The 18,175-nt window shown below is 57.1% G+C and carries 16 protein-coding genes, 1 tRNA gene and 2 rRNA genes (1 of these 19 cut by a window edge); 11 read left to right on the top strand and 8 right to left on the bottom strand.

The features are described 5' to 3' along the window. The 3 genes from F8B91_RS10075 to F8B91_RS10065 all read left to right on the top strand — a co-directional run. A 23S ribosomal RNA gene (locus F8B91_RS10075) occupies positions 1 to 2,304 on the top strand (it extends 446 nt beyond the left edge of the window). Between the two features lie 91 nt (positions 2,305 to 2,395). After that, positions 2,396 to 2,510: ribosomal RNA gene (gene rrf, locus F8B91_RS10070) — 5S ribosomal RNA — on the top strand. Between the two features lie 61 nt (positions 2,511 to 2,571). Beyond that, positions 2,572 to 3,396 (top strand): DUF1194 domain-containing protein, encoded by an 825-nt coding sequence (locus F8B91_RS10065; protein ID WP_196503567.1) that lies wholly within the window; start codon positions 2,572 to 2,574, stop codon positions 3,394 to 3,396. On the opposite strand, the gene F8B91_RS10060 is transcribed toward F8B91_RS10065, so the two are convergent. Then, positions 3,312 to 4,442, bottom strand: a complete 1,131-nt coding sequence (locus F8B91_RS10060) for a SagB/ThcOx family dehydrogenase (protein ID WP_196503566.1) — start codon at positions 4,440 to 4,442, stop codon at positions 3,312 to 3,314. The genes F8B91_RS10065 and F8B91_RS10060 overlap by 85 nt on opposite strands. Positions 4,443 to 4,817: 375 nt before the next feature. Between F8B91_RS10060 and F8B91_RS10055 the strand changes: the two genes are divergently transcribed. Then, positions 4,818 to 4,988, top strand: coding sequence for a hypothetical protein (locus F8B91_RS10055; protein ID WP_196503565.1), 171 nt, complete (start codon positions 4,818 to 4,820; stop codon positions 4,986 to 4,988). A 48-nt stretch (positions 4,989 to 5,036) separates the two neighbouring features. On the opposite strand, the gene F8B91_RS10050 is transcribed toward F8B91_RS10055, so the two are convergent. Further along, positions 5,037 to 5,513: a TspO/MBR family protein gene (locus F8B91_RS10050; protein ID WP_196503564.1), complete on the bottom strand. Its 477-nt coding sequence runs from the start codon at positions 5,511 to 5,513 to the stop codon at positions 5,037 to 5,039. Between the two features lie 94 nt (positions 5,514 to 5,607). Then, a complete protein-coding gene (locus F8B91_RS10045) occupies positions 5,608 to 6,645 on the bottom strand; it encodes an aspartate-semialdehyde dehydrogenase (protein ID WP_196503563.1) in 1,038 nt (345 codons plus the stop codon). 401 nt (positions 6,646 to 7,046) lie between these two features. Between F8B91_RS10045 and F8B91_RS10040 the strand changes: the two genes are divergently transcribed. The 6 genes from F8B91_RS10040 (at position 7,047) to F8B91_RS10015 (ending at position 10,966) form a co-directional block, all read left to right on the top strand. Continuing rightward, positions 7,047 to 7,136, top strand: a tRNA-Ser gene (locus F8B91_RS10040). Positions 7,137 to 7,233: 97 nt separating this feature from the next. Beyond that, positions 7,234 to 7,527, top strand: a complete 294-nt coding sequence (locus F8B91_RS10035; RefSeq protein ID WP_196503562.1) for a DUF718 domain-containing protein — start codon at positions 7,234 to 7,236, stop codon at positions 7,525 to 7,527. A 206-nt stretch (positions 7,528 to 7,733) separates the two neighbouring features. Then, entirely contained in the window at positions 7,734 to 8,033 is a 300-nt protein-coding gene (locus F8B91_RS10030) for a hypothetical protein (protein ID WP_196503561.1), read from the top strand. Positions 8,034 to 8,289: 256 nt separating this feature from the next. Next, positions 8,290 to 9,171, top strand: a complete 882-nt coding sequence (locus F8B91_RS10025; RefSeq protein ID WP_432432034.1) for a hypothetical protein — start codon at positions 8,290 to 8,292, stop codon at positions 9,169 to 9,171. 45 nt (positions 9,172 to 9,216) lie between these two features. Then, positions 9,217 to 9,900 carry a deoxyribonuclease V gene (gene nfi, locus F8B91_RS10020; protein WP_196503559.1) on the top strand — a complete coding sequence of 228 codons (684 nt, stop codon included), beginning with the start codon at positions 9,217 to 9,219 and terminating at the stop codon, positions 9,898 to 9,900. A 40-nt stretch (positions 9,901 to 9,940) separates the two neighbouring features. Continuing rightward, complete coding sequence (locus F8B91_RS10015; protein ID WP_196503558.1) at positions 9,941 to 10,966, top strand: NAD(P)-dependent oxidoreductase; 1,026 nt, start codon at positions 9,941 to 9,943, stop codon at positions 10,964 to 10,966. Here the strand turns inward: F8B91_RS10015 and hutU are convergent. From hutU to hutI, 4 genes are read right to left on the bottom strand one after another with little or no spacing between them, the layout of a single operon-like run. Beyond that, complete coding sequence (hutU, locus tag F8B91_RS10010) at positions 10,963 to 12,648, bottom strand: urocanate hydratase (protein WP_196503964.1); 1,686 nt, start codon at positions 12,646 to 12,648, stop codon at positions 10,963 to 10,965. The two genes, F8B91_RS10015 and hutU, sit on opposite strands and share 4 nt — an antisense overlap. Then, positions 12,648 to 13,436, bottom strand: coding sequence for an N-formylglutamate deformylase (gene hutG / locus F8B91_RS10005; RefSeq protein ID WP_196503557.1), 789 nt, complete (start codon positions 13,434 to 13,436; stop codon positions 12,648 to 12,650). Before hutG ends, hutU begins: the two co-directional genes overlap by 1 nt. After that, complete coding sequence (gene hutH, locus F8B91_RS10000) at positions 13,433 to 14,971, bottom strand: histidine ammonia-lyase (protein WP_196503556.1); 1,539 nt, start codon at positions 14,969 to 14,971, stop codon at positions 13,433 to 13,435. Before hutH ends, hutG begins: the two co-directional genes overlap by 4 nt. Beyond that, complete coding sequence (hutI, locus tag F8B91_RS09995) at positions 14,968 to 16,173, bottom strand: imidazolonepropionase (RefSeq protein ID WP_196503555.1); 1,206 nt, start codon at positions 16,171 to 16,173, stop codon at positions 14,968 to 14,970. The genes hutH and hutI overlap by 4 nt, the downstream gene beginning before the upstream one ends. An 87-nt stretch (positions 16,174 to 16,260) precedes the next feature. Between hutI and F8B91_RS09990 the strand changes: the two genes are divergently transcribed. Continuing rightward, positions 16,261 to 17,628: a formimidoylglutamate deiminase gene (locus F8B91_RS09990; RefSeq protein WP_196503554.1), complete on the top strand. Its 1,368-nt coding sequence runs from the start codon at positions 16,261 to 16,263 to the stop codon at positions 17,626 to 17,628. Here F8B91_RS09990 and F8B91_RS09985 read toward each other — a convergent pair. Next, complete coding sequence (locus F8B91_RS09985) at positions 17,621 to 18,169, bottom strand: HutD/Ves family protein (RefSeq protein WP_196503553.1); 549 nt, start codon at positions 18,167 to 18,169, stop codon at positions 17,621 to 17,623. The two genes, F8B91_RS09990 and F8B91_RS09985, sit on opposite strands and share 8 nt — an antisense overlap. Positions 18,170 to 18,175 lie beyond the last annotated feature (6 nt).

Genomic DNA, 18,175 nt, shown 5'->3' with positions numbered 1-18,175 from the left:
GTGAGGGAAAGGTGAAAAGCACCCCGACTAGGGGAGTGAAATAGAACCTGAAACCGAATGCTTACAAACAGTAGGAGGCCGCAAGGCTGACTACGTACCTTTTGTATTATGGGTCAGCGACTTATGATTGACATGCAAGCTTAAGCCGATAGGCGGAGGCGCAGCGAAAGCGAGTCTGAATAGGGCGATTCAGTATGTCGATATAGACCCGAAACCAGTCGATCTAGCCATGAGCAGGTTGAAGGTGCAGTAACATGCACTGGAGGACCGAACACGTAACCGTGGAAAAGGTTTGTGATGACTTGTGGCTAGGGGTGAAAGGCTAATCAAGGCTGGAGATAGCTGGTTTTCCGCGAAAGATATTTAGGTATCGCGTCGTATGAATACTCCGGGGGGTAGAGCACTGGATGGGCTAGGGGTACGTGTAGTATTACCAAACCCAACCAAACTCCGAATACCTGGAAGTACTGTACGGCAGTCACACAGTGGGTGCTAACGTCCATTGTGAAGAGGGAAACAACCCTGATCCGCAGCTAAGGTCCCCAAATCACATCTAAGTCAGGAAGGATGTGGAGATCCCAAAACAACCAGGAGGTTGGCTTAGAAGCAGCCATCCTTTAAAGAAAGCGTAACAGCTCACTGGTCTAAATAAGGGTTTCTGCGCCGAAAATGTATCGGGAGTTAAGATGTGTACCGAAGCTCGGAGTGTCATCCGCAAGGGTGACGCGGTAGCGGAACGTTCCGTAGGCCTGTGAAGGTTGACCCGTGAGGGCAGCTGGAGGTATCGGAAGTGCGAATGCTGACATGAGTAACGATAAACAGTGTGAGAGACACTGTCGCCGAAAGACCAAGGGTTCCTGCTTAAAGTTAATCTGAGCAGGGTGAGCCGGATCCTAAGATGAGGCCGAAAGGCGTAGTCGATGGCAACCAGGTTAATATTCCTGGGCTAGTGGGTGAGTGACGGATCGTAGAAGTTGTATCCTCTTATTGGATTGAGGGTGCAGCCAAGCGGTTCCAGGAAATAGCCCCCACATAATCCGTACCCGAAACCGACACAGGTGGTCAGGTAGAGTATACCAAGGCGCTTGAGAGAACTATGCTGAAGGAACTCGGCAAATTGCCCTCGTAACTTCGGGATAAGAGGGCCCCGTTTCTGCGCAAGCAGAGGCGGGGGGCACAAGCCAGGGGGTAGCGACTGTTTAGCAAAAACACAGGGCTCTGCGAAATCCATAAGATGACGTATAGGGCCTGACGCCTGCCCGGTGCCGGAAGGTTAAGAGGAGAGGTGCAAGCTTTGAATCGAAGCCCCGGTAAACGGCGGCCGTAACTATAACGGTCCTAAGGTAGCGAAATTCCTTGTCGGGTAAGTTCCGACCTGCACGAATGGCGTAACGACTTCCCCACTGTCTCCAGCATAGACTCAGTGAAATTGAACTCCCCGTGAAGATGCGGGGTTATTGCGGTCAGACGGAAAGACCCCGTGCACCTTTACTATAGCTTTACACTGGCATTCGTGCTGGCATGTGTAGCATAGCTGGTAGGCATTGAAGTCGTGGCGCTAGCCGCGATGGAGCCGAAATGTGAAATACCAGCCTTGTTGACATGGATGTCTAACCGCGGTTTCTGAATCGAGATCCGGGACAGTGTATGGTGGGTAGTTTGACTGGGGCGGTCGCCTCCCAAAGAGTAACGGAGGCGCGCAATGGTAAGCTCAGGCTGGTCGGAAATCAGCCCTTGAGTGCAATGGCATAAGCTTGCCTGACTGCGAGACTGACAAGTCGAGCAGAGTCGAAAGACGGTCATAGTGATCCGGTGGTCCCACGTGAGGAGGGCCATCGCTCAACGGATAAAAGGTACGCCGGGGATAACAGGCTGATGATTCCCAAGAGTCCATATCGACGGAATCGTTTGGCACCTCGATGTCGGCTCATCACATCCTGGGGCTGGAGAAGGTCCCAAGGGTTCGGCTGTTCGCCGATTAAAGTGGTACGTGAGCTGGGTTCAAAACGTCGTGAGACAGTTTGGTCCCTATCTGCCGTGATTGTAGGAATTTTGAGAGGATTTGACCTTAGTACGAGAGGACCGGGTTGAACACACCTCCGGTGGACCTGTTGTGACGCCAGTCGCAGTGCAGGGTAGCTATGTGTGGACGGGATAACCGCTGAAGGCATCTAAGCGGGAAACCCACCTCAAAACAAGAATTCCCTTGAGAACCGAGGAAGACGACCTCGTTGATAGGCCAGGTGTGGAAGAGCAGCAATGCTTGCAGCTTACTGGTACTAATAGTTCGAACGGCTTGTTCATTCTCATTATTCCTGTTCATCGGGAATGGTGTGACAAGCGCACCAATCAGGAAAAACTCGATAATTTGTGCTCCACTTCTGTCTTTCGCCGGCCTCGTGGCTTTGGCGGGGCGTCCATACCCGATCCCATCCCGAACTCGGCCGTAAATCACCCCAGCGCCAATGGTACTTCGTCTTAAGACGTGGAAGAGTAGGTCGCTGCGAGGCCTGCAAAAGACAGAAACAAAACTTCATTCAGATCTCAAATACGAAGCCCGCCGCTGCAGAAATGCAACGGCGGGTTTTGTGTTTTGATGCCCATCACGACACCGTGCTTTCCAAGGCGCCGGGCAACGGCATAAGCTTGGGCGCGATGCACTTTCCCATCTTAGCTTCACTCGTGCTGGCCACGATCCTCTCCAGCACTGCCGCGCCTGCGGCTGATACGGCCGTGGATCTGGCACTGGTTCTCGCTGTCGATACATCCGGCAGCGTCGACGGTGGTGAATATGCCTTGCAGATGGATGGCATTGCAGCGGCTTTCAGGTCACCGGACGTGATCGCAGCTGCGCTTTCCGGACCTCACGGAAAAATCGCCATCAATCTGATGACATGGGGCGATCCGGACGAGAAGAAATACGATACCGGCTGGCATGTGATCGCGAGCAAGCAGGACGCCGAGGATTTTGCTAAATTGGCCAACACCGATTTGCCGCGCGAAGGCGGAGGCACAGGCATTGGCATTGCCATGAGCTATGGCATCGCATTGCTGAGGCACGCGGCCTTTAAAGCCAGCCGCCAGGTGATCGACGTTTCAGGCGATGGCCATGAAAGCTGGGAGCTGCGCGAGCCGCATTTCAAACTGCCCCAGGCACAAGCTTTGCGCGCCGCAGCTGGCGTGCTGGTCAACGGCCTCGCCATCGTGAATGACGAACCCAATCTGGAAGAATATTACCGCAACAATGTAATCGGCGGGCCGGGCAGTTTTGTGATCTCGGTTGCCAATTACGGGGAATATGCCGAGGGCATTCACCGCAAATTGTTGCGCGAGATATTGCCGCCTCTCTCGATGTTGGAAATCCCGCTCAGCGCCACACCTTCCGCCACCGAATAAACAGTATCAAGGCAAGGTCCGGGATGGCCGATAGTGAGCGCATAGACCGGCGTATGCGTGAGCGCCGTCAATTTCAGAAGGTCAGCGATACGCCCATGCGCCAACGCGGCAGTGGGGCAGCAAGTGAGTTCATTCTGGGTGGCAGCCAGCATCATGTTCTGCGCGATGTGCCCGCCTTCAATCAGAACCACGCGGTAGGCATTGGGCTCAATATATTTCCACGCTGTGCGCTCCAGCACCGCCACCAGCAGAATGATCGCCGGCATCGGGTCAGCCCAGTCCTGCGCCTGCACCAGATCCTGCGCCGGAAAATTCGGTACCTCATTCACGCGGGTGAGGGCGTGATCAGCGGCGGAATAGTGATAGATGCCGCGCGCCAGGCCATCCACATTCTGCGCCCAAACATAGGCTTCATAAGGATTGCGTGCACCGCCCGAAGGCGTCATCTTCAAGGGCAGCACGGCGGTTTCTGTTTGAATGAAGCCGGTGATGCCAAGCCCTGCATAAAGACAGTCACCAAGTTCGCGCAAACTGATCGCCTGCTCCGTGACATTGCGGCGCGAGCGGCGCTGGGCCATCACCGAGAACACGCCCTCGTTTGACGTGAGGGGCAATTTCACATCGGGCTGGTCATCGCGCCAGATCAGTTTGGGCGAAGGGTTGGTCTTGGCGCGCTCCTTTTGGCGCGCCACGCCGAATTCCACATTCTCGAATTCATTGTCCATGATGCCAAAATGGAAAATGCCGGCCGTTGGGCCGAATTCCCAAGTGGCGGTGTATTCAGCTTCGCGCCTGGCGGCCGCTGAGCTCTCTTCCAGAAAAATCCCGCAAGCTACTAGCTGCTCGATTTCCCCGGCGATCGACTCCGCGTCGAACTCGATGTTGCGCGCTGCGATTTCGTCGATCGTCGACCAATCCTGGATGGCCAGCAGCCAGTTCACGGCAGCCGCATCGCAGGTAATCACATCTTTGCTGAGGTAATTGTAGATCTTGGCCTCTTCGCCTTGCGGAAAGGTAACAAGCGTTGCGGCAGATTTCACGCGCATGGGAGGGACTCCAGGGGGCAGGAGTGGGCCGGCAGTCCGGACTGCCGACCCAGGAACAGCTTAGCTGTTGCGATACTGCAGCGACACGTTAACAATGCCGGCCTTGCGGACGTCAGACTTGGCGATATTGAGCGAGAGCTTCTTCATTTTAGGACCTCTTGTTAGGTATCATTGAGTTGATACGCCTCCAGGATCGGCCCGCTTTTGCCAGTTTTGAATAAATCCAAAGTTTCTTAAGATTGTAATTCTGTTGATATGTATTCATAAGTTGTGGATAACTTTACACCCCGCAGCGGTAGATCGAATGTTCCCAATCGACTGTTGGGCTGAGAAAGCCGTGTTAATCTCGGTTTCGCGAATCAAGAGGGAACAAAAATGAAATTAAGCGCACCAACCCAAATCGTCTTCATCATTGCATTGGTCGTGGCCATCCTGGCCCTGCTGATGTTCTTCGGCGTGCTGGCAATGATCCCCGTACCGTCGTTTTGGGTGATGACCATTGCCTTTGTCATTCTGGCCGGCGGCTGCCTGCTCAAAGGCGTCTAATCACATTTCAGAATTTGACACGCTGGAACGGTCTCCGTTCCAGCGTTTTTATTGCGCCGGGTTCAGCCGCCAGATGCTGGCATTCAACAGGCTGGCAAAAGTGACCCACAGCAGATAGGGCGCCAACAGCCACGCCGCTGCCGCGCTGAGGGGCGCAAACACGAAGATAGTAGCGACAATTGCCAGCCACAAAAGGATGATGTCGGTTAAAGCCACGCCAATGCGGTGCGCCGAAAAGAAAATAAACGACCAGGCGAAGTTCAACGCGAGCTGCACGAAGAACAGCCCGATGGCCAAGTGCCAGAAACCCACCTGCCGCCATACGAGGAATGCAGCAACGCCCATCATCAAGTAGAGCAGCGTCCAGACTGGCCCGAACACCCATTTAGGCGGGTTGAAAAACGGCTTGCGCAATCCGTCGAACCATTCGCCCACGCCTGCCGCAGTGAAATATCCGGAAATGCCACCCACTGCGAGGCACATGAAAACAAAACCCAGCAGTGCAATCCAATCTTGTTTGTTCATAGGACCTAAACGTTGCAATCGCAGCTTTGGTTCAACACCAGACAAAAAGCCGCCGAAACTTTCACTCCGGCGGCCAAATTTTGAAACGCGGTGATCAGGCGGCCTTCTTTAACAGCCCGCGATTGATGATTGATTCTGCGATCTGCGTGGCGTTCAGAGCTGCACCCTTGCGCAGATTGTCGGAGACAACCCAGAGGGCAAGGCCATTCTCCACCGTCGCATCTTCGCGGATGCGGCTGATGAAGGTGGCGTATTCGCCAGCACTTTCAACCGGCGTGATGTAACCGCCGTCTTCGCGCTTGTCGATCACCATGCAGCCAGGTGCTTCGCGCAGGATGTCGCGCGCCTGATCGGCGGTCATCTCGGATTCAAACTCGATATTCACCGATTCCGAATGGCCCACGAAAACCGGCACACGCACGCAAGTAGCGGTCAGCTTGATCTTCGGGTCGAGGATCTTCTTGGTCTCGACCACCATCTTCCATTCTTCCTTGGTGTAGCCGTCATCCATGAACACATCGATATGCGGGATCACGTTGAAGGCGATCTGCTTGGGGAACTTCTTCGGCGTCGGATGATCCGTCACGAAGATGCCCTTGGTCTGGGTCCACAGTTCATCCATGCCTTCCTTGCCGGCACCCGACACGGATTGATAGGTAGAAACCACCACGCGCTTGATCTTGGCCACGTCATGCAGCGGCTTCAGCGCCACCACGAGCTGCGCTGTCGAGCAGTTCGGATTGGCGATGATGTTCATCTTATTGTTGCGCTTCATGTACTCATCGAGCACATGCGCGTTCACTTCCGGCACGATCAGCGGCACGTTCTGGTCATAACGCCAGAACGACGAATTATCGATCACCAGCACGCCCAGCGCGCCGATCTTCGGCGACCAGACCTTGGACACTTCCGAGCCGGCCGACATCAGCACAATATCAACCTTGGAGAAGTCAAACTGCTCCAGGTCCTTGCACTTCAGTATCTTGTCGCCGAAGGACACTTCCTGGCCCAGCGAACGGCGCGAGGCGATGGCGTGGATCTCATCGACCGGAAATTCACGCTCATGCAGGATGGCGAGCATCTCGCGGCCTACATTGCCCGTGGCACCGACAACAGCAATTTTATAACCCATGGAATTTCAAACCTTTTGTTTTCCCGCCCCAAGGCCGTTTGGCCTGCCACCGGGCTTGAACCTTGGGCCTCACCCCCGTGGGGTGTGATGACCGGGGGAGGGGCTCAGATTGTTTTTTTGGTTTTGGTGGTGGGCGAGCAGGTGCAAGCCGCCTTGGAGGCAGCTGCGGATTTGGTGCGTGTGGTGCGGAACATGCTCACGGGCGGGGTTTCTAGCAGCTTACGGTGAGGTGTCAACCGGGCGCAATTCCGCTTTAGCCCCAGCGCCCCAAGGCATGGGAAAAGGCGCCGGCAGGCAGATGACGGCACTTTCCCGCCCCCCGCGAAAACCCCTTGGCATTGGGCCTTACCTTGGCTATTGACCGCCCCACGACCAACCTTGCTTCTAAAGCCAGGCCCTGCGGAGAGGTGGCAGAGTGGTCGATCGCGTCGCACTCGAAATGCGAAGTACACGCAAGTGTACCGGGGGTTCGAATCCCTCCCTCTCCGCCATTTCCATTCCCCTGCCCACCGTGTTGACTCCCTTCATAACCAAAGCGTAATGAATCAACCTGTCGGGGGTCGTGTCGATACTTCTTGGGAGGTTGATATGACGGCATATAACATTGTGCGTTTCAAGCTGAAGCCTGGCAAGGGCGAGGCTTTTTTGGATGCCCACCGCAATGCGCCGCCGATGGCGGGACTGATCGAAGCGGCACTCATCAATACGGGCACAGACGCTTATTGCTTTGTCGGCAAATGGGACAAGTTTGAGAGCATCGCCGGCGCACGGCCACAGATGATCAGCATGCTCGACAAGTTCCGCCCACTGCTGGAAGACATGGGCAACGGACTTGGGTTGACGGATCCGGTTTCGGGAACCGTGGCCCTGGAACTCAAATAGATATCTCTCGCAACTCGCGAATAAATTGCACTTGCATCAGGACCCTGTGTGCGGTCGGCTGACGTGTACTGACAAAAGCCACTGCATGATTGGGTAAAAAACCGTTCCTTCGCCGCATTAAGTGAAATTAATTCGCGACGGAACAAACGTCCTCCGAAGGGATTGGGTCATCAGTGCAGCAAGCACAATAACCCAGGAGACGTTCGATGAAGAAAATCATTATGGCTGTGGCCATCACAGCCCTCACCGCGACTTGTGCATTTGCCCAAACATCAAATGATGCGTCTAAAGGTGCAGATGATCAACCGCTTGTTCCGATGGCCAAAGCAGATTGCGAAGCTATGGCAAAGAAAGCCCATTCTGGCAATGGAGCTTGGACAGACGCAGAAACGAAGCCATTTATGGATAAGATGATGGCCAACAAAATGACCACGAAGACGCCAGGCAAATTGACCATTGAAGAGTTCACCACGGCTTGTGAAGCCGGCGCGTTTACTGGCATGTAATTCGAGTCTTTCAGCAACAAAGGCCACCTGCGAGCCTCGCTCGCAGGTGGCCTTTTGTTATAGTTGTGAATTTACACATTTGTCATCCCAGCTTGGCAAGTGGCACATGGAAAACATTGCTTGGTGAGTGTTTTTTAAGCTAGGGGTGAAACTCCAAAAATCGAGTGGATCATATTCGGTGTTTTTCAGACCTGCTTACATTCGCATTGCTATTGCACTTGCCGCATTGCTTGTTCTTTCAACCCCGCGGCCCTCTATGGCAGTTGAAGCCCAAACCCCCGCCTGGTTGCAAGCCAATGTCGGCACCGGTGACGGCCAGATCGCACCTGTGGTTTTGGAACGTGCCCGTGCGCTCTATCTGAAGAAGAAGGCCGATGGCACTGTGAAGAACCCCTGCTATTTCGCCATGGACGCCACCAAGGCAGCTGACATGGGCGGCGGCCATCGCTTCTATGTGATCTGCGAAGCAGCACAGACCTTTCGCGCGCTGGCCGTGGGCCATGGCAGCGGGCGCAATCTGAAAGGTGTAAAGAATTTTTCCAACGGCCGCTCTTGCGTGAAGAACTTCGGCAATGCGCTGGATTCCAACCTCACCATGGGCGGCAGCTATATCACCCGCGAGACCAAGACATCGTTCAAGGGCTACTACCGGTCTTCGCTCAAGCAGCTCACCGCTTTCCAGCGCACCTTCATCCAGTTTGACGGCGAAGGTGAAGCGGCCCTTTCACGCAAGCGCGAAATCGGCGGGCATCCATCTGCCTTGCTGCGTGCCGTCTGCATGCGCAAAATGCCAGACAGCCATTTTGCCGACAAGGATGGCATGGTGCCCTTCGGCAAGCTGATCGATTATTCCGGCGGGCGCAGCAATGGCTGCACCAGCTGGACGCCTTCTGATGCGCGCGAGATTATCCCGAAGCTGAAGGGCGATCCGGCCACGCTTTATATTTATCCGGAGTCCAAAGATATCGAGGCGGTGAACAAGAAGGAAGCTGGTGCCTATTGGAACGCTGCCTGTTTGAAGCAGATCGGCGCGCCGAAATTCTGGTCCAACAGTGTGCTGGGGCCGATCATCGCGCAATATGAAGCGGACAATCCTGTCAAGCCAGCAGGGCCATTGCCTGTCTGCAAGGGGCCTTGAACAAACCGGCCCATGCTGCATTAAGTGTGGCATGAGGCCGAGTTGATGTTGTCATTGCCGGAATTCCTGACGCCTGCGAACGCGGCCGAGGCGCATCAGATTCAGCGCGAGCTGCGTGCGAAGCTGAGAGTGGGTGATGATTTCAGCGCGCCCAATCTGATTGCTGGAATTGATGTGGGCTATGATGTGCAGCGCGGTTTGGCGCATGCCTCTATTGTCACCATGACTGTGGATGATCTGAAGCCCATCGAACAGGTGCAGGCTTTTGTGCCAGAGGATTTTCCCTATATTCCCGGCCTGCTGGCCTTCCGTGAAATTCCAGCCATTCTTGCAGCACTGGCCGAATTGAAAAGCCTGCCTGATCTGCTGATGGTGGATGGGCAGGGCATCGCGCATCCGCGCCGCATGGGCATTGCTGCGCATCTGGGTGTGATCCTCGATCACCCGGCGATTGGCGTTGGCAAATCGCGCCTGACCGGCAGCTTTGAAATGCCGGGCCCCGCGAAGGGCGATAGCAGCCCGCTGATGGCGGGCAATGAACAGATCGGTGTAGTGCTGCGCAGCCGTGACAATGTGAACCCATTGTTTATCTCGCCCGGCCACCGCGTCTCGATGGCAACGGCGCTGGAGATTACGCAGCGCTGCCTGCTGCGCCACCGCCTGCCGGAGCCCACGCGCCTGGCGGATAAATTATCCAAGGTGAAGCAGGCAGAGAAATTGCTTTTCTGACTATGGCGCGCCATCCTGCCGGAAACGAAAGGAAGCCACCTTGTCCCGCCCGCTGATATTAGTTGATTCAAGTCCCCGCCCGCTCGAGTCGATCTTTGAACCTGCCGTCCGCGCCAAGCTGGAAAGCCTGGGCGAAGTGGTGACGCATGATCAGGGCCGCATGCCCGATGACATGGTGGAGAAATATCTACCCGACGTGGTGCTCATCATGGGGCAGACCAAACTGCCGCGCGTGCGATTGGAGAAAGCCAAAAAGCTGCGCGCCATCATCGATGTGGAAACCAATTTTACCGATGCGATTGATTATGATTATTGCTTCAGCAATGGCATCCATGTGCTCACCCCTGGCTCGGCTTTTGCCGATGTGGTGGCAGAAAGCGCGTTGGGCATGGCGATTGATCTGGCCCGCGGCATCACCAAGGCCGACCGTGATTTCCGCCGCGGCACAGAGGGCTATGGGCTTGATGGCAATCATGGCAGCTTCAGCATCAGTGGCCAGAAGCTGGGCATGATTGGTTACGGCGATCTGGCGCGCAGCTTTCACAAGCTGGTGCAGCCGTTTCATTGTGAGATTAGCGTCTATGATCCCTGGGTGCCGGATTATGTGCTGCAGCGCGTGGGTGTGAAGTCGGCATCGTTGGAACAGGTGCTCAGCGAGAGTCGCATCATTCTGGTCTTCGCCGGCGTGACCTCCGAGAACCAGGGCTTCCTCGACCGCGCCAAGCTGTCGCTGATCCGCCCTGATGCCATCTTCCTGCTGATGAGCCGCGCTGCTGTGGTGGATTTCCCGGTCTTCGTGGAAATGGTCGCCGCTGGAAAATTCCGCGCCGCGACCGATGTGTTCCCGGAGGAACCCGTGGCCAAGGATGATCCGGTGCGCAAGGTGGAGGGCCTGCTGCTCTCCGCCCATCGCACCGGCGGCATGCCGAGCGCGCTGTTCGATATCGGCAGGCAAGCGGTGGCCGATGCGGAGCTGATCCTCAAAGGCCTGCCGCCTGTCGTGTGCCGCAAGGCGCTGCCGGAAACGGTGAAACGCTTCCGCAGCAAGCCGGTGGAGGTGACTTAGTTGCCGAGGATCGCGGGCAATCGCAGCCCGTGTTTCTTGGCACTCTCGATCGCGATGTCATAGCCGGCATCCGCGTGCCGCCACACACCCGACGCGGGATCGTTCCACAACACGCGGCCCAAACGCTTGGCGGCTTCCGGTGTGCCGTCGGCGCAGATGACCACGCCGGAATGCTGAGAATAACCCATGCCCACGCCGCCGCCATGATGCAGCGACACCCAGGTGGCTCCGCTGGCGGTGTTGATCAGCGCATTGAGTAGCGGCCAATCGGAGACCGCATCCGAACCATCCTTCATCGCTTCGGTCTCGCGGTTGGGCGAGGCAACCGAGCCTGAATCCAGATGGTCACGCCCGATCACGACGGGTGCCTTCAACTCGCCGCTCTTCACCATCTCATTGAACATCAGGCCAGCGCGATGCCGATCACCAAGGCCGATCCAGCAGATGCGCGCGGGCAGACCCTGGAAGGCAATGCGTTCGCGCGCCATGTCGAGCCAGCGATGCAGATGCGCATTGTCCGGGAACAGCTTCTTCATCGCCGCATCGGTCTTGTAGATGTCTTCCGGATCGCCCGACAGCGCGCACCACCGGAACGGGCCGATCCCACGGCAGAATAATGGGCGAATATAGGCGGGCACAAAGCCAGGAAACGCGAAGGCGTTTTCGAGGCCTTCGTCCTTCGCCACTTGGCGGATATTGTTACCATAGTCGAGCGTCGGCACGCCGGCATTCCAGAAATCCACCATGGCAGCGACGTGTTTCTTCATCGAATCGCGCGCAGCTTTTTCGACGGCCTTCGGATCGCTCTCCTGCTTGGCGCGCCATTCGCCCACATTCCAGCCCAGCGGCAGATAGCCATGCAGCGGATCATGTGCGGATGTTTGATCAGTGACGATATCAGGCCGCATGCCACCGGCTTTCATGCGCTTGTAAATTTCGGGGAACACGTCGGCCGCATTACCGACAAGACCAACGGACTTGGCTTCGCCAGCCTTGGTCCACTCATCGATCATCGCCAGCGCTTCATCCAGCGTCTTGGCTTTCGCATCGACGTAACGCGTGCGTAGACGGAAATCGATGCGCGTCTCATCACATTCAACCGCGAGGCAGCACGCCCCCGCCATCACCGCAGCAAGAGGCTGCGCACCGCCCATGCCACCGAGGCCCCCGGTCAAAATCCATTTGCCCTTCAAGCTGCCATTGTAATGCTGGCGGCCAGCTTCGGCGAAAGTTTCATAGGTACCCTGCACGATGCCCTGCGTGCCGATATAGATCCACGAACCGGCCGTCATCTGGCCGTACATCATCAGGCCCTTCTTATCGAGCTCGTTGAAATGATCCCAGGTGGCCCATTTCGGCACCAGATTGGAATTGGCAATCAGCACGCGCGGTGCATCGGCATGGGTCTTGATCACCGCAACCGGGCGGCCCGATTGCACGATCAGCGTTTCATCAGCCTCCAGCGATTTCAGCGACGAGACGATGAGATCGAAATCCTTCCAGGTGCGCGCCGCGCGCCCGATGCCACCATAGACGACGAGCTCATGCGGATTCTCCGCCACATCGGGATGCAGATTGTTCATCAGCATGCGCATCGGCGCTTCGGTGAGCCAGCTCTTGGCTGTGATCTCCGTGCCGGTGGGAGGAAAAACGTCGCGGCTGTTGTGGCGTGGATTATCCATCATGCAAGTTCCTTGGCTTGTGCCTCAAGAGTTTCGAGAATGGTTTTCAATGTAACGCGCAAGGCTTCGGCCTTGGGCTGGGAATAGAAAAACGGCGGCGCCTCGGCATCGAGATAGGCACTCTGGGTGATTTCCATCTGAATGGCATGTACGCCATGTGCCGGCTGGCCATAATGGCGTGTGGTCCAGCCGCCACGGAAGCGACCGTTCAGAATATGCGTGTGGCCGGAAGCCTTGGCGATTTCAAATGTGGCCTGCTCGATCTCCGCGTCGCAGGTCTTGCCCATATCGGTGCCTATATTCAGTGTGGGCAGGATGCCTTCAAACAGAAACGGAATGCGCGAACGGATGGAATGGCAATCATAGACGATGGCCACGCCATGCTTGGCCTTCACGCGCGCCACTTCGGCAGCGAGTGCGGCGTGATAAGGCGCGTGAAATGCAGCGCGGCGCGCGGAAATATCATCTTCGCTGGGCTTGGCGAGCCAGATCGGAAAGCCATCGAAATCAGATGTGGGGCAGAGTTCCGTGGTGTTCTGGCCGGGATAAAGTGATTGGCCGGAAGGGTCACGGTTGGCATCGATCACGTAGCGATGAAAGGTGGCGGCAACAGTCGTGGCCGAAGGCAGCAGGCCATCATAGAGCCGCGTGATGTGCCAATCGGTATCGGCCAACAGCTTGCCATTGTGGTTCAAACGCATGCCAATATCAGCGGGCACATGCGTGCCGCCATGCGGCAGGCCGAGGATCACGGGCCCATCACCCTGGATGACCTCAACCGGATTCATGTGCTGAAATCCGGCAGCGCCAGGCCAGCTGCTGCAGCGATGGAACCATCGGCAATCAGCGTCGCAGCCTTTTCAAGATCGGGCGCGATGTAGCGGTCATCCTTCAATGTCTCAACGCTCTTGCGCAAATGCGCCACCACCCTTTGCAGCGGCTTCGAGGTGACCAGCGGTGCGCGGAATTCCACGCCTTGTGCAGCACACAGCAATTCAATGCCGAGGATGCGCCGCAGATTGGCATTCATGCGGCTGAGCCTGCGCGCGCCATGCGCAGCCATCGACACGTGGTCTTCCTGGTTGGCGGAAGTGGGCGTGGAGTCGGTCACCGTCGGCGTGGCGAGATGCTTGTTCTCGCTCATCAGCGCCGCCGAGGTGACTTCGGCAATCATGAAGCCGGAATTCAAACCGGGATTGGGCGTGAGGAAAGGCGGCAGATCAAACGACAAAGTGGGATCGACCATCAGCGCCACGCGGCGTTGTGCTATGGCGCCGATTTCGGAAATGGCCAGTGCCATCATGTCGGCGGCAAAGCCCACCGGTTCGGCATGGAAATTGCCGCCTGACACGATCTCGCCGGTGGATTTCAGCACCAGCGGATTATCGGTAGCGGCATTGGCTTCGATCTCTAGCGTGCGTGCCGCCATGCGCAGCACGTCAATTGCCGCACCCGTCACTTGCGGCTGGCAACGGATGCAATAGGGGTCCTGCACGCGTGTGTCGTCTTTGCGGTGGCTTTCGCGGATCACCGAACCATCGAGCAACTGGCGCATCACAGAGGCGGATTCAATCTGCCCGGCATGGCCGCGCAATTCGTGAATCTCCGGCTGCAGTGGCGCTGTCGAACCCATGATTGCATCGGTTGAAAGGGCTGACGTGACCAGCGCCGATTGCGCTGCGGTCCAGGCATCAAACAATCCAGCCAGCGCATAGGCCGTGGAGAATTGCGTGCCGTTGATGAAGGCGAGACCTTCCTTCGGGCCGAGAGGAATATGGCCGAGGCCGGCCTTCTTCAACGCAGCAGCGCCGCCGAGGCGTTCGCCTTTATAAAGCGCTTCGCCTTCGCCGATGATCACTGCCGTCATATGCGCAAGCGGTGCGAGATCGCCGCTGGCACCCACCGAGCCCTGCGCGGGAACCACGGGCGTAACATTCTTTTCCAGCATCGCCTGCAGCAACACGACCAAGTCCCAGCGCACACCAGACGCACCGCGGCCGAGCGACAAAAGCTTCAACGCCATCATCAACCGCACCACAGCTTCAGGCGTTTCTTCACCCACGCCCGCACAATGGCTGAGGATGAGATTGCGCTGCAATTGCACCGTATCCTTCGGTGGGATCGGCACCGAGGCCAATTTGCCGAAGCCAGTATTCACGCCATAAACCGGCACATTGCCTTGCGCGGCGCGCGTTACAATCTGCGATGACGCTTCGATGCCGGCCTTGGCACTCTCATGCAGCACGACAGAGGCGCCGTCGCGGTAAATGCGGCGCAGATCGGCCAGCGTGACGTGGCCGGGTTTCAGGGTGAGCGTGGTCATGCGAGTTTCCCCATGATGCGTTGATGCAGCGGGTTGAACCCGATGCGGTATGAAAGTTCAGCGGGATGCGTGATGTTCCAAACGGCGAATTGCGCCGCATGTCCCTCGGCGATCACGCCATGATTGTTGAGCCCTAGCGCCTTTGCAGCATGAGCGGTGACACCGAGCAGTGCTTCCTCCGGTGTCATCCGGAACAAAGTGCAAGCCATGTTCATCGCCAGCAGCAAGGATGTGAGCGGCGACGAGCCGGGATTGGCATCAGTCGAAATCGCCATCGGCACTTTGTGTTTGCGGAACAGATCAATCGGCGGTGCTTGCTTCTCGCGCAATGTGTAAAACGCACCTGGCAAAATATTGGCCACGCTGCCCGCCTTGGCCATGGCGGCAACGCCGGCTTCATCCACATATTCCAGATGTTCAACCGACAGCGCACCATATGAGGCGGCAAGAGCGGCACCATGCAGATTGGACAGCTGTTCGGCATGCAGCTTGATGGGTAGGCCCAATGCTTTTGCTACATCGAATACACGCGTGATCTGCGCAGGCGAAAACGCGATGCCTTCGCAGAAGCCATCGACCGCATCGACCAGTTTCTCAGCATGGGCGGCTTTCAGTGCGGGAATGCAAACGTCATCAATGTAGAGATTGGCGCGGTCTTTATATTCTGGCGGAATGGCATGCGCGCCAAGGAAACTTGTGACGATTTTAACCGCGCGCAATTGCTCAATGCGTCGCGCTGCGCGCAGCATGTTGATCTCTGTCTCAATATCAAGCCCGTAGCCCGATTTGATTTCGATGACGGCAACACCTTCGGCCAGCAACGCATCAATGCGCGGCAAAGCCTGCTGCACCAAATCATCAAGGCTGGCCTGTCGCGTAGCCTTCACGGTCGACACGATGCCGCCACCGGCGCGCGCCACTTCTTCATAAGTGGCACCCTTGAGACGCATTTCAAATTCAGCCGCGCGGTTGCCGCCGTAAACAATATGCGTGTGGCAATCGATCAAGGCCGGCGTGATGAGCCTCCCACCCAGATCGTTCGAGGTGAATTTTTTAAACGGAGCAGGGCAATCGGCTTGTCTGCCCACCCAGCCGATGGCGCCATTTTCGCATGCAATCGCAACGTCTTCGATCAGGCCATAACCACCATGGGCCATGGTGGCAGCTGTGGCATTGATGAAAAGCATGCGATCGGCGGACATCAGTTCCCCAGCCTCATGAAGGAAGCGCTTTACAAATCTCTATGCCCTTGCGATTATTATGTCTAGACATAATAATTTGAGAATTTGATGCCTTCCACCCTTTTTGCAAAGCGCGGCTTGATTGCGGACCAATGGGTCAGCAACCTGCGCATTGCATTTGCGGGTGGCATCATCACCAGCGTAACGCCGAATGCCGCGCCCGAAGCGGGCGACATATGCGTCGATACCTTGCTTCCCGCTCTTGCCAATCTGCATTCGCATTCCTTCCAGCGCGCCATGGCCGGCATGACCGAACACAAAGTGGCGGGCCGCGAAAGCTTCTGGACCTGGCGCGAAACCATGTACCGGTTTCTCGAACATCTGACACCGGATGACATTGAGGCCATTGCCGCGCAGGTTTTCATTGAGATGCAGGAGGCGGGTTACGCCTCTGTCGGTGAATTCCATTACGTGCATCACCAGAAGGGTGGCGCGCCCTACGCCGATCTCGCTGAACTTTCGCACCGTATTTTCGCGGCGGCCAGTGCCACCGGCATCGGCCTCACCCATCTGCCGGTTCTCTATACTTACGGCGGCGCTGGCATGAAGCCAATGGCCGGCGGGCAATTGCGTTTCGGCAATGACGTAGCGCGGTTTGCAAAATTGGTGGAAGCCTGTCGTTCATCCGCGAAAGCCCTGCCGCATGATACAATTGTTGGCATCGCGCCGCATTCATTGCGCGCCACATCACCTGATGATTTGAAGGCGGTTCTGCCGCTGGCTGGCAAGCTGCCGGTGCACATCCATGTGGCCGAGCAGCCCAAGGAAGTAGAAGACGTTTTTTCGTGGCTGGGGGAAAGACCGGTGGATTGGCTTCTGGCCAATTCACCGGTTGGCTACAATTGGTGCCTCATCCATGCCACGCATATGACTGCTGAAGAGACGCACAGGCTGGCCACAACGGGGGCTGTGGCAGGCCTGTGTCCCATCACCGAGGCAAACCTCGGTGATGGGCCTTTCGGCGGGCCGGCCTGGTTGGCCGCGCACGGAAAATTCGGCATCGGTTCGGATTCCAATGTGCGCATCGCGCTGGGCGAGGAATTGCGCACACTCGAATATTCGCAACGCCTGCGTGATCTTTCGCGCAATGTAATGGTGCCGGGCCAAGGCTCCACAGGGCAGTGGCTCTACACGCAAGCTGCAACAGGCGGCGCGCAAGCCTTGGGCCGCGATGCGGGCGCGATCGCAGTCGGCAAGCTGGCTGATCTGGTGGCGATTGACAGCACGCATGATGCGCTGTGCGGCCTTTCAGAAAATCAGCTGCTGGATGGCTGGTGCTTTGCCGCGTCAGATGATGTGGTGACAGATATGTGGTCAGCTGGCCGCCATCAGGTGCGCAGCGGCAGGCATGTGGCGCGTGACCAGGTCTCAGCCCGCTTCCGCAAGACCATGGCGCGTTTGCGCGCGGTCATGTAGCGGCGATGGCCCGGCAAGTGGCATGCAGCATGGGCGCGTTGCTTTCAATCCGGCAGGTGCCTTCTTCCAGCAGAATGAAACTGTCGGCGACCACCGGCTCGTGGTGTTGCAATACGCCCGCTCCAGTAAGCAGCACGGCATGGAAGAGAGATGCAGGCTGCGCCTCAAGCTCCAGGATGCCGCGCTCCATGCTCACATTTGCGGCGATGATTGCGGGGTCATATATCAGGTTGAAGTCTTGCACATTACCGCCCAGCCTTGTGCTGGTGATCGGCCATGAGCCGGAAAACGCCACCGGCTCGAACGGCAAAGCCTGCAGCCAGCCTTGCGGCGCGGCCAGCATCAGGCCCGCCCCTTCGATTACCGTGAGTATGCGGTCCAATCCCTCGAAGCGCGAGAAGGGGCCATCACTCGTCACATCGGCCACCGAGAAGCGCCAGAGCATTTTGCCCGCCGCTTCGCGCTTGATGATTTCATGGGTGACGCCGCCACCATTCTTCCACGGCATGGTCGTAAAGTCGCGGGGCGGAATGACGATCATGAAAGC

Source organism: Aestuariivirga litoralis, assembly GCF_015714715.1.
Classification (GTDB): Bacteria; Pseudomonadota; Alphaproteobacteria; order Rhizobiales; family Aestuariivirgaceae; genus Aestuariivirga; species Aestuariivirga litoralis_A.
Note: the sequence above shows the minus strand (reverse complement) of the source record. Positions and strands in the feature narration are given on the sequence as shown.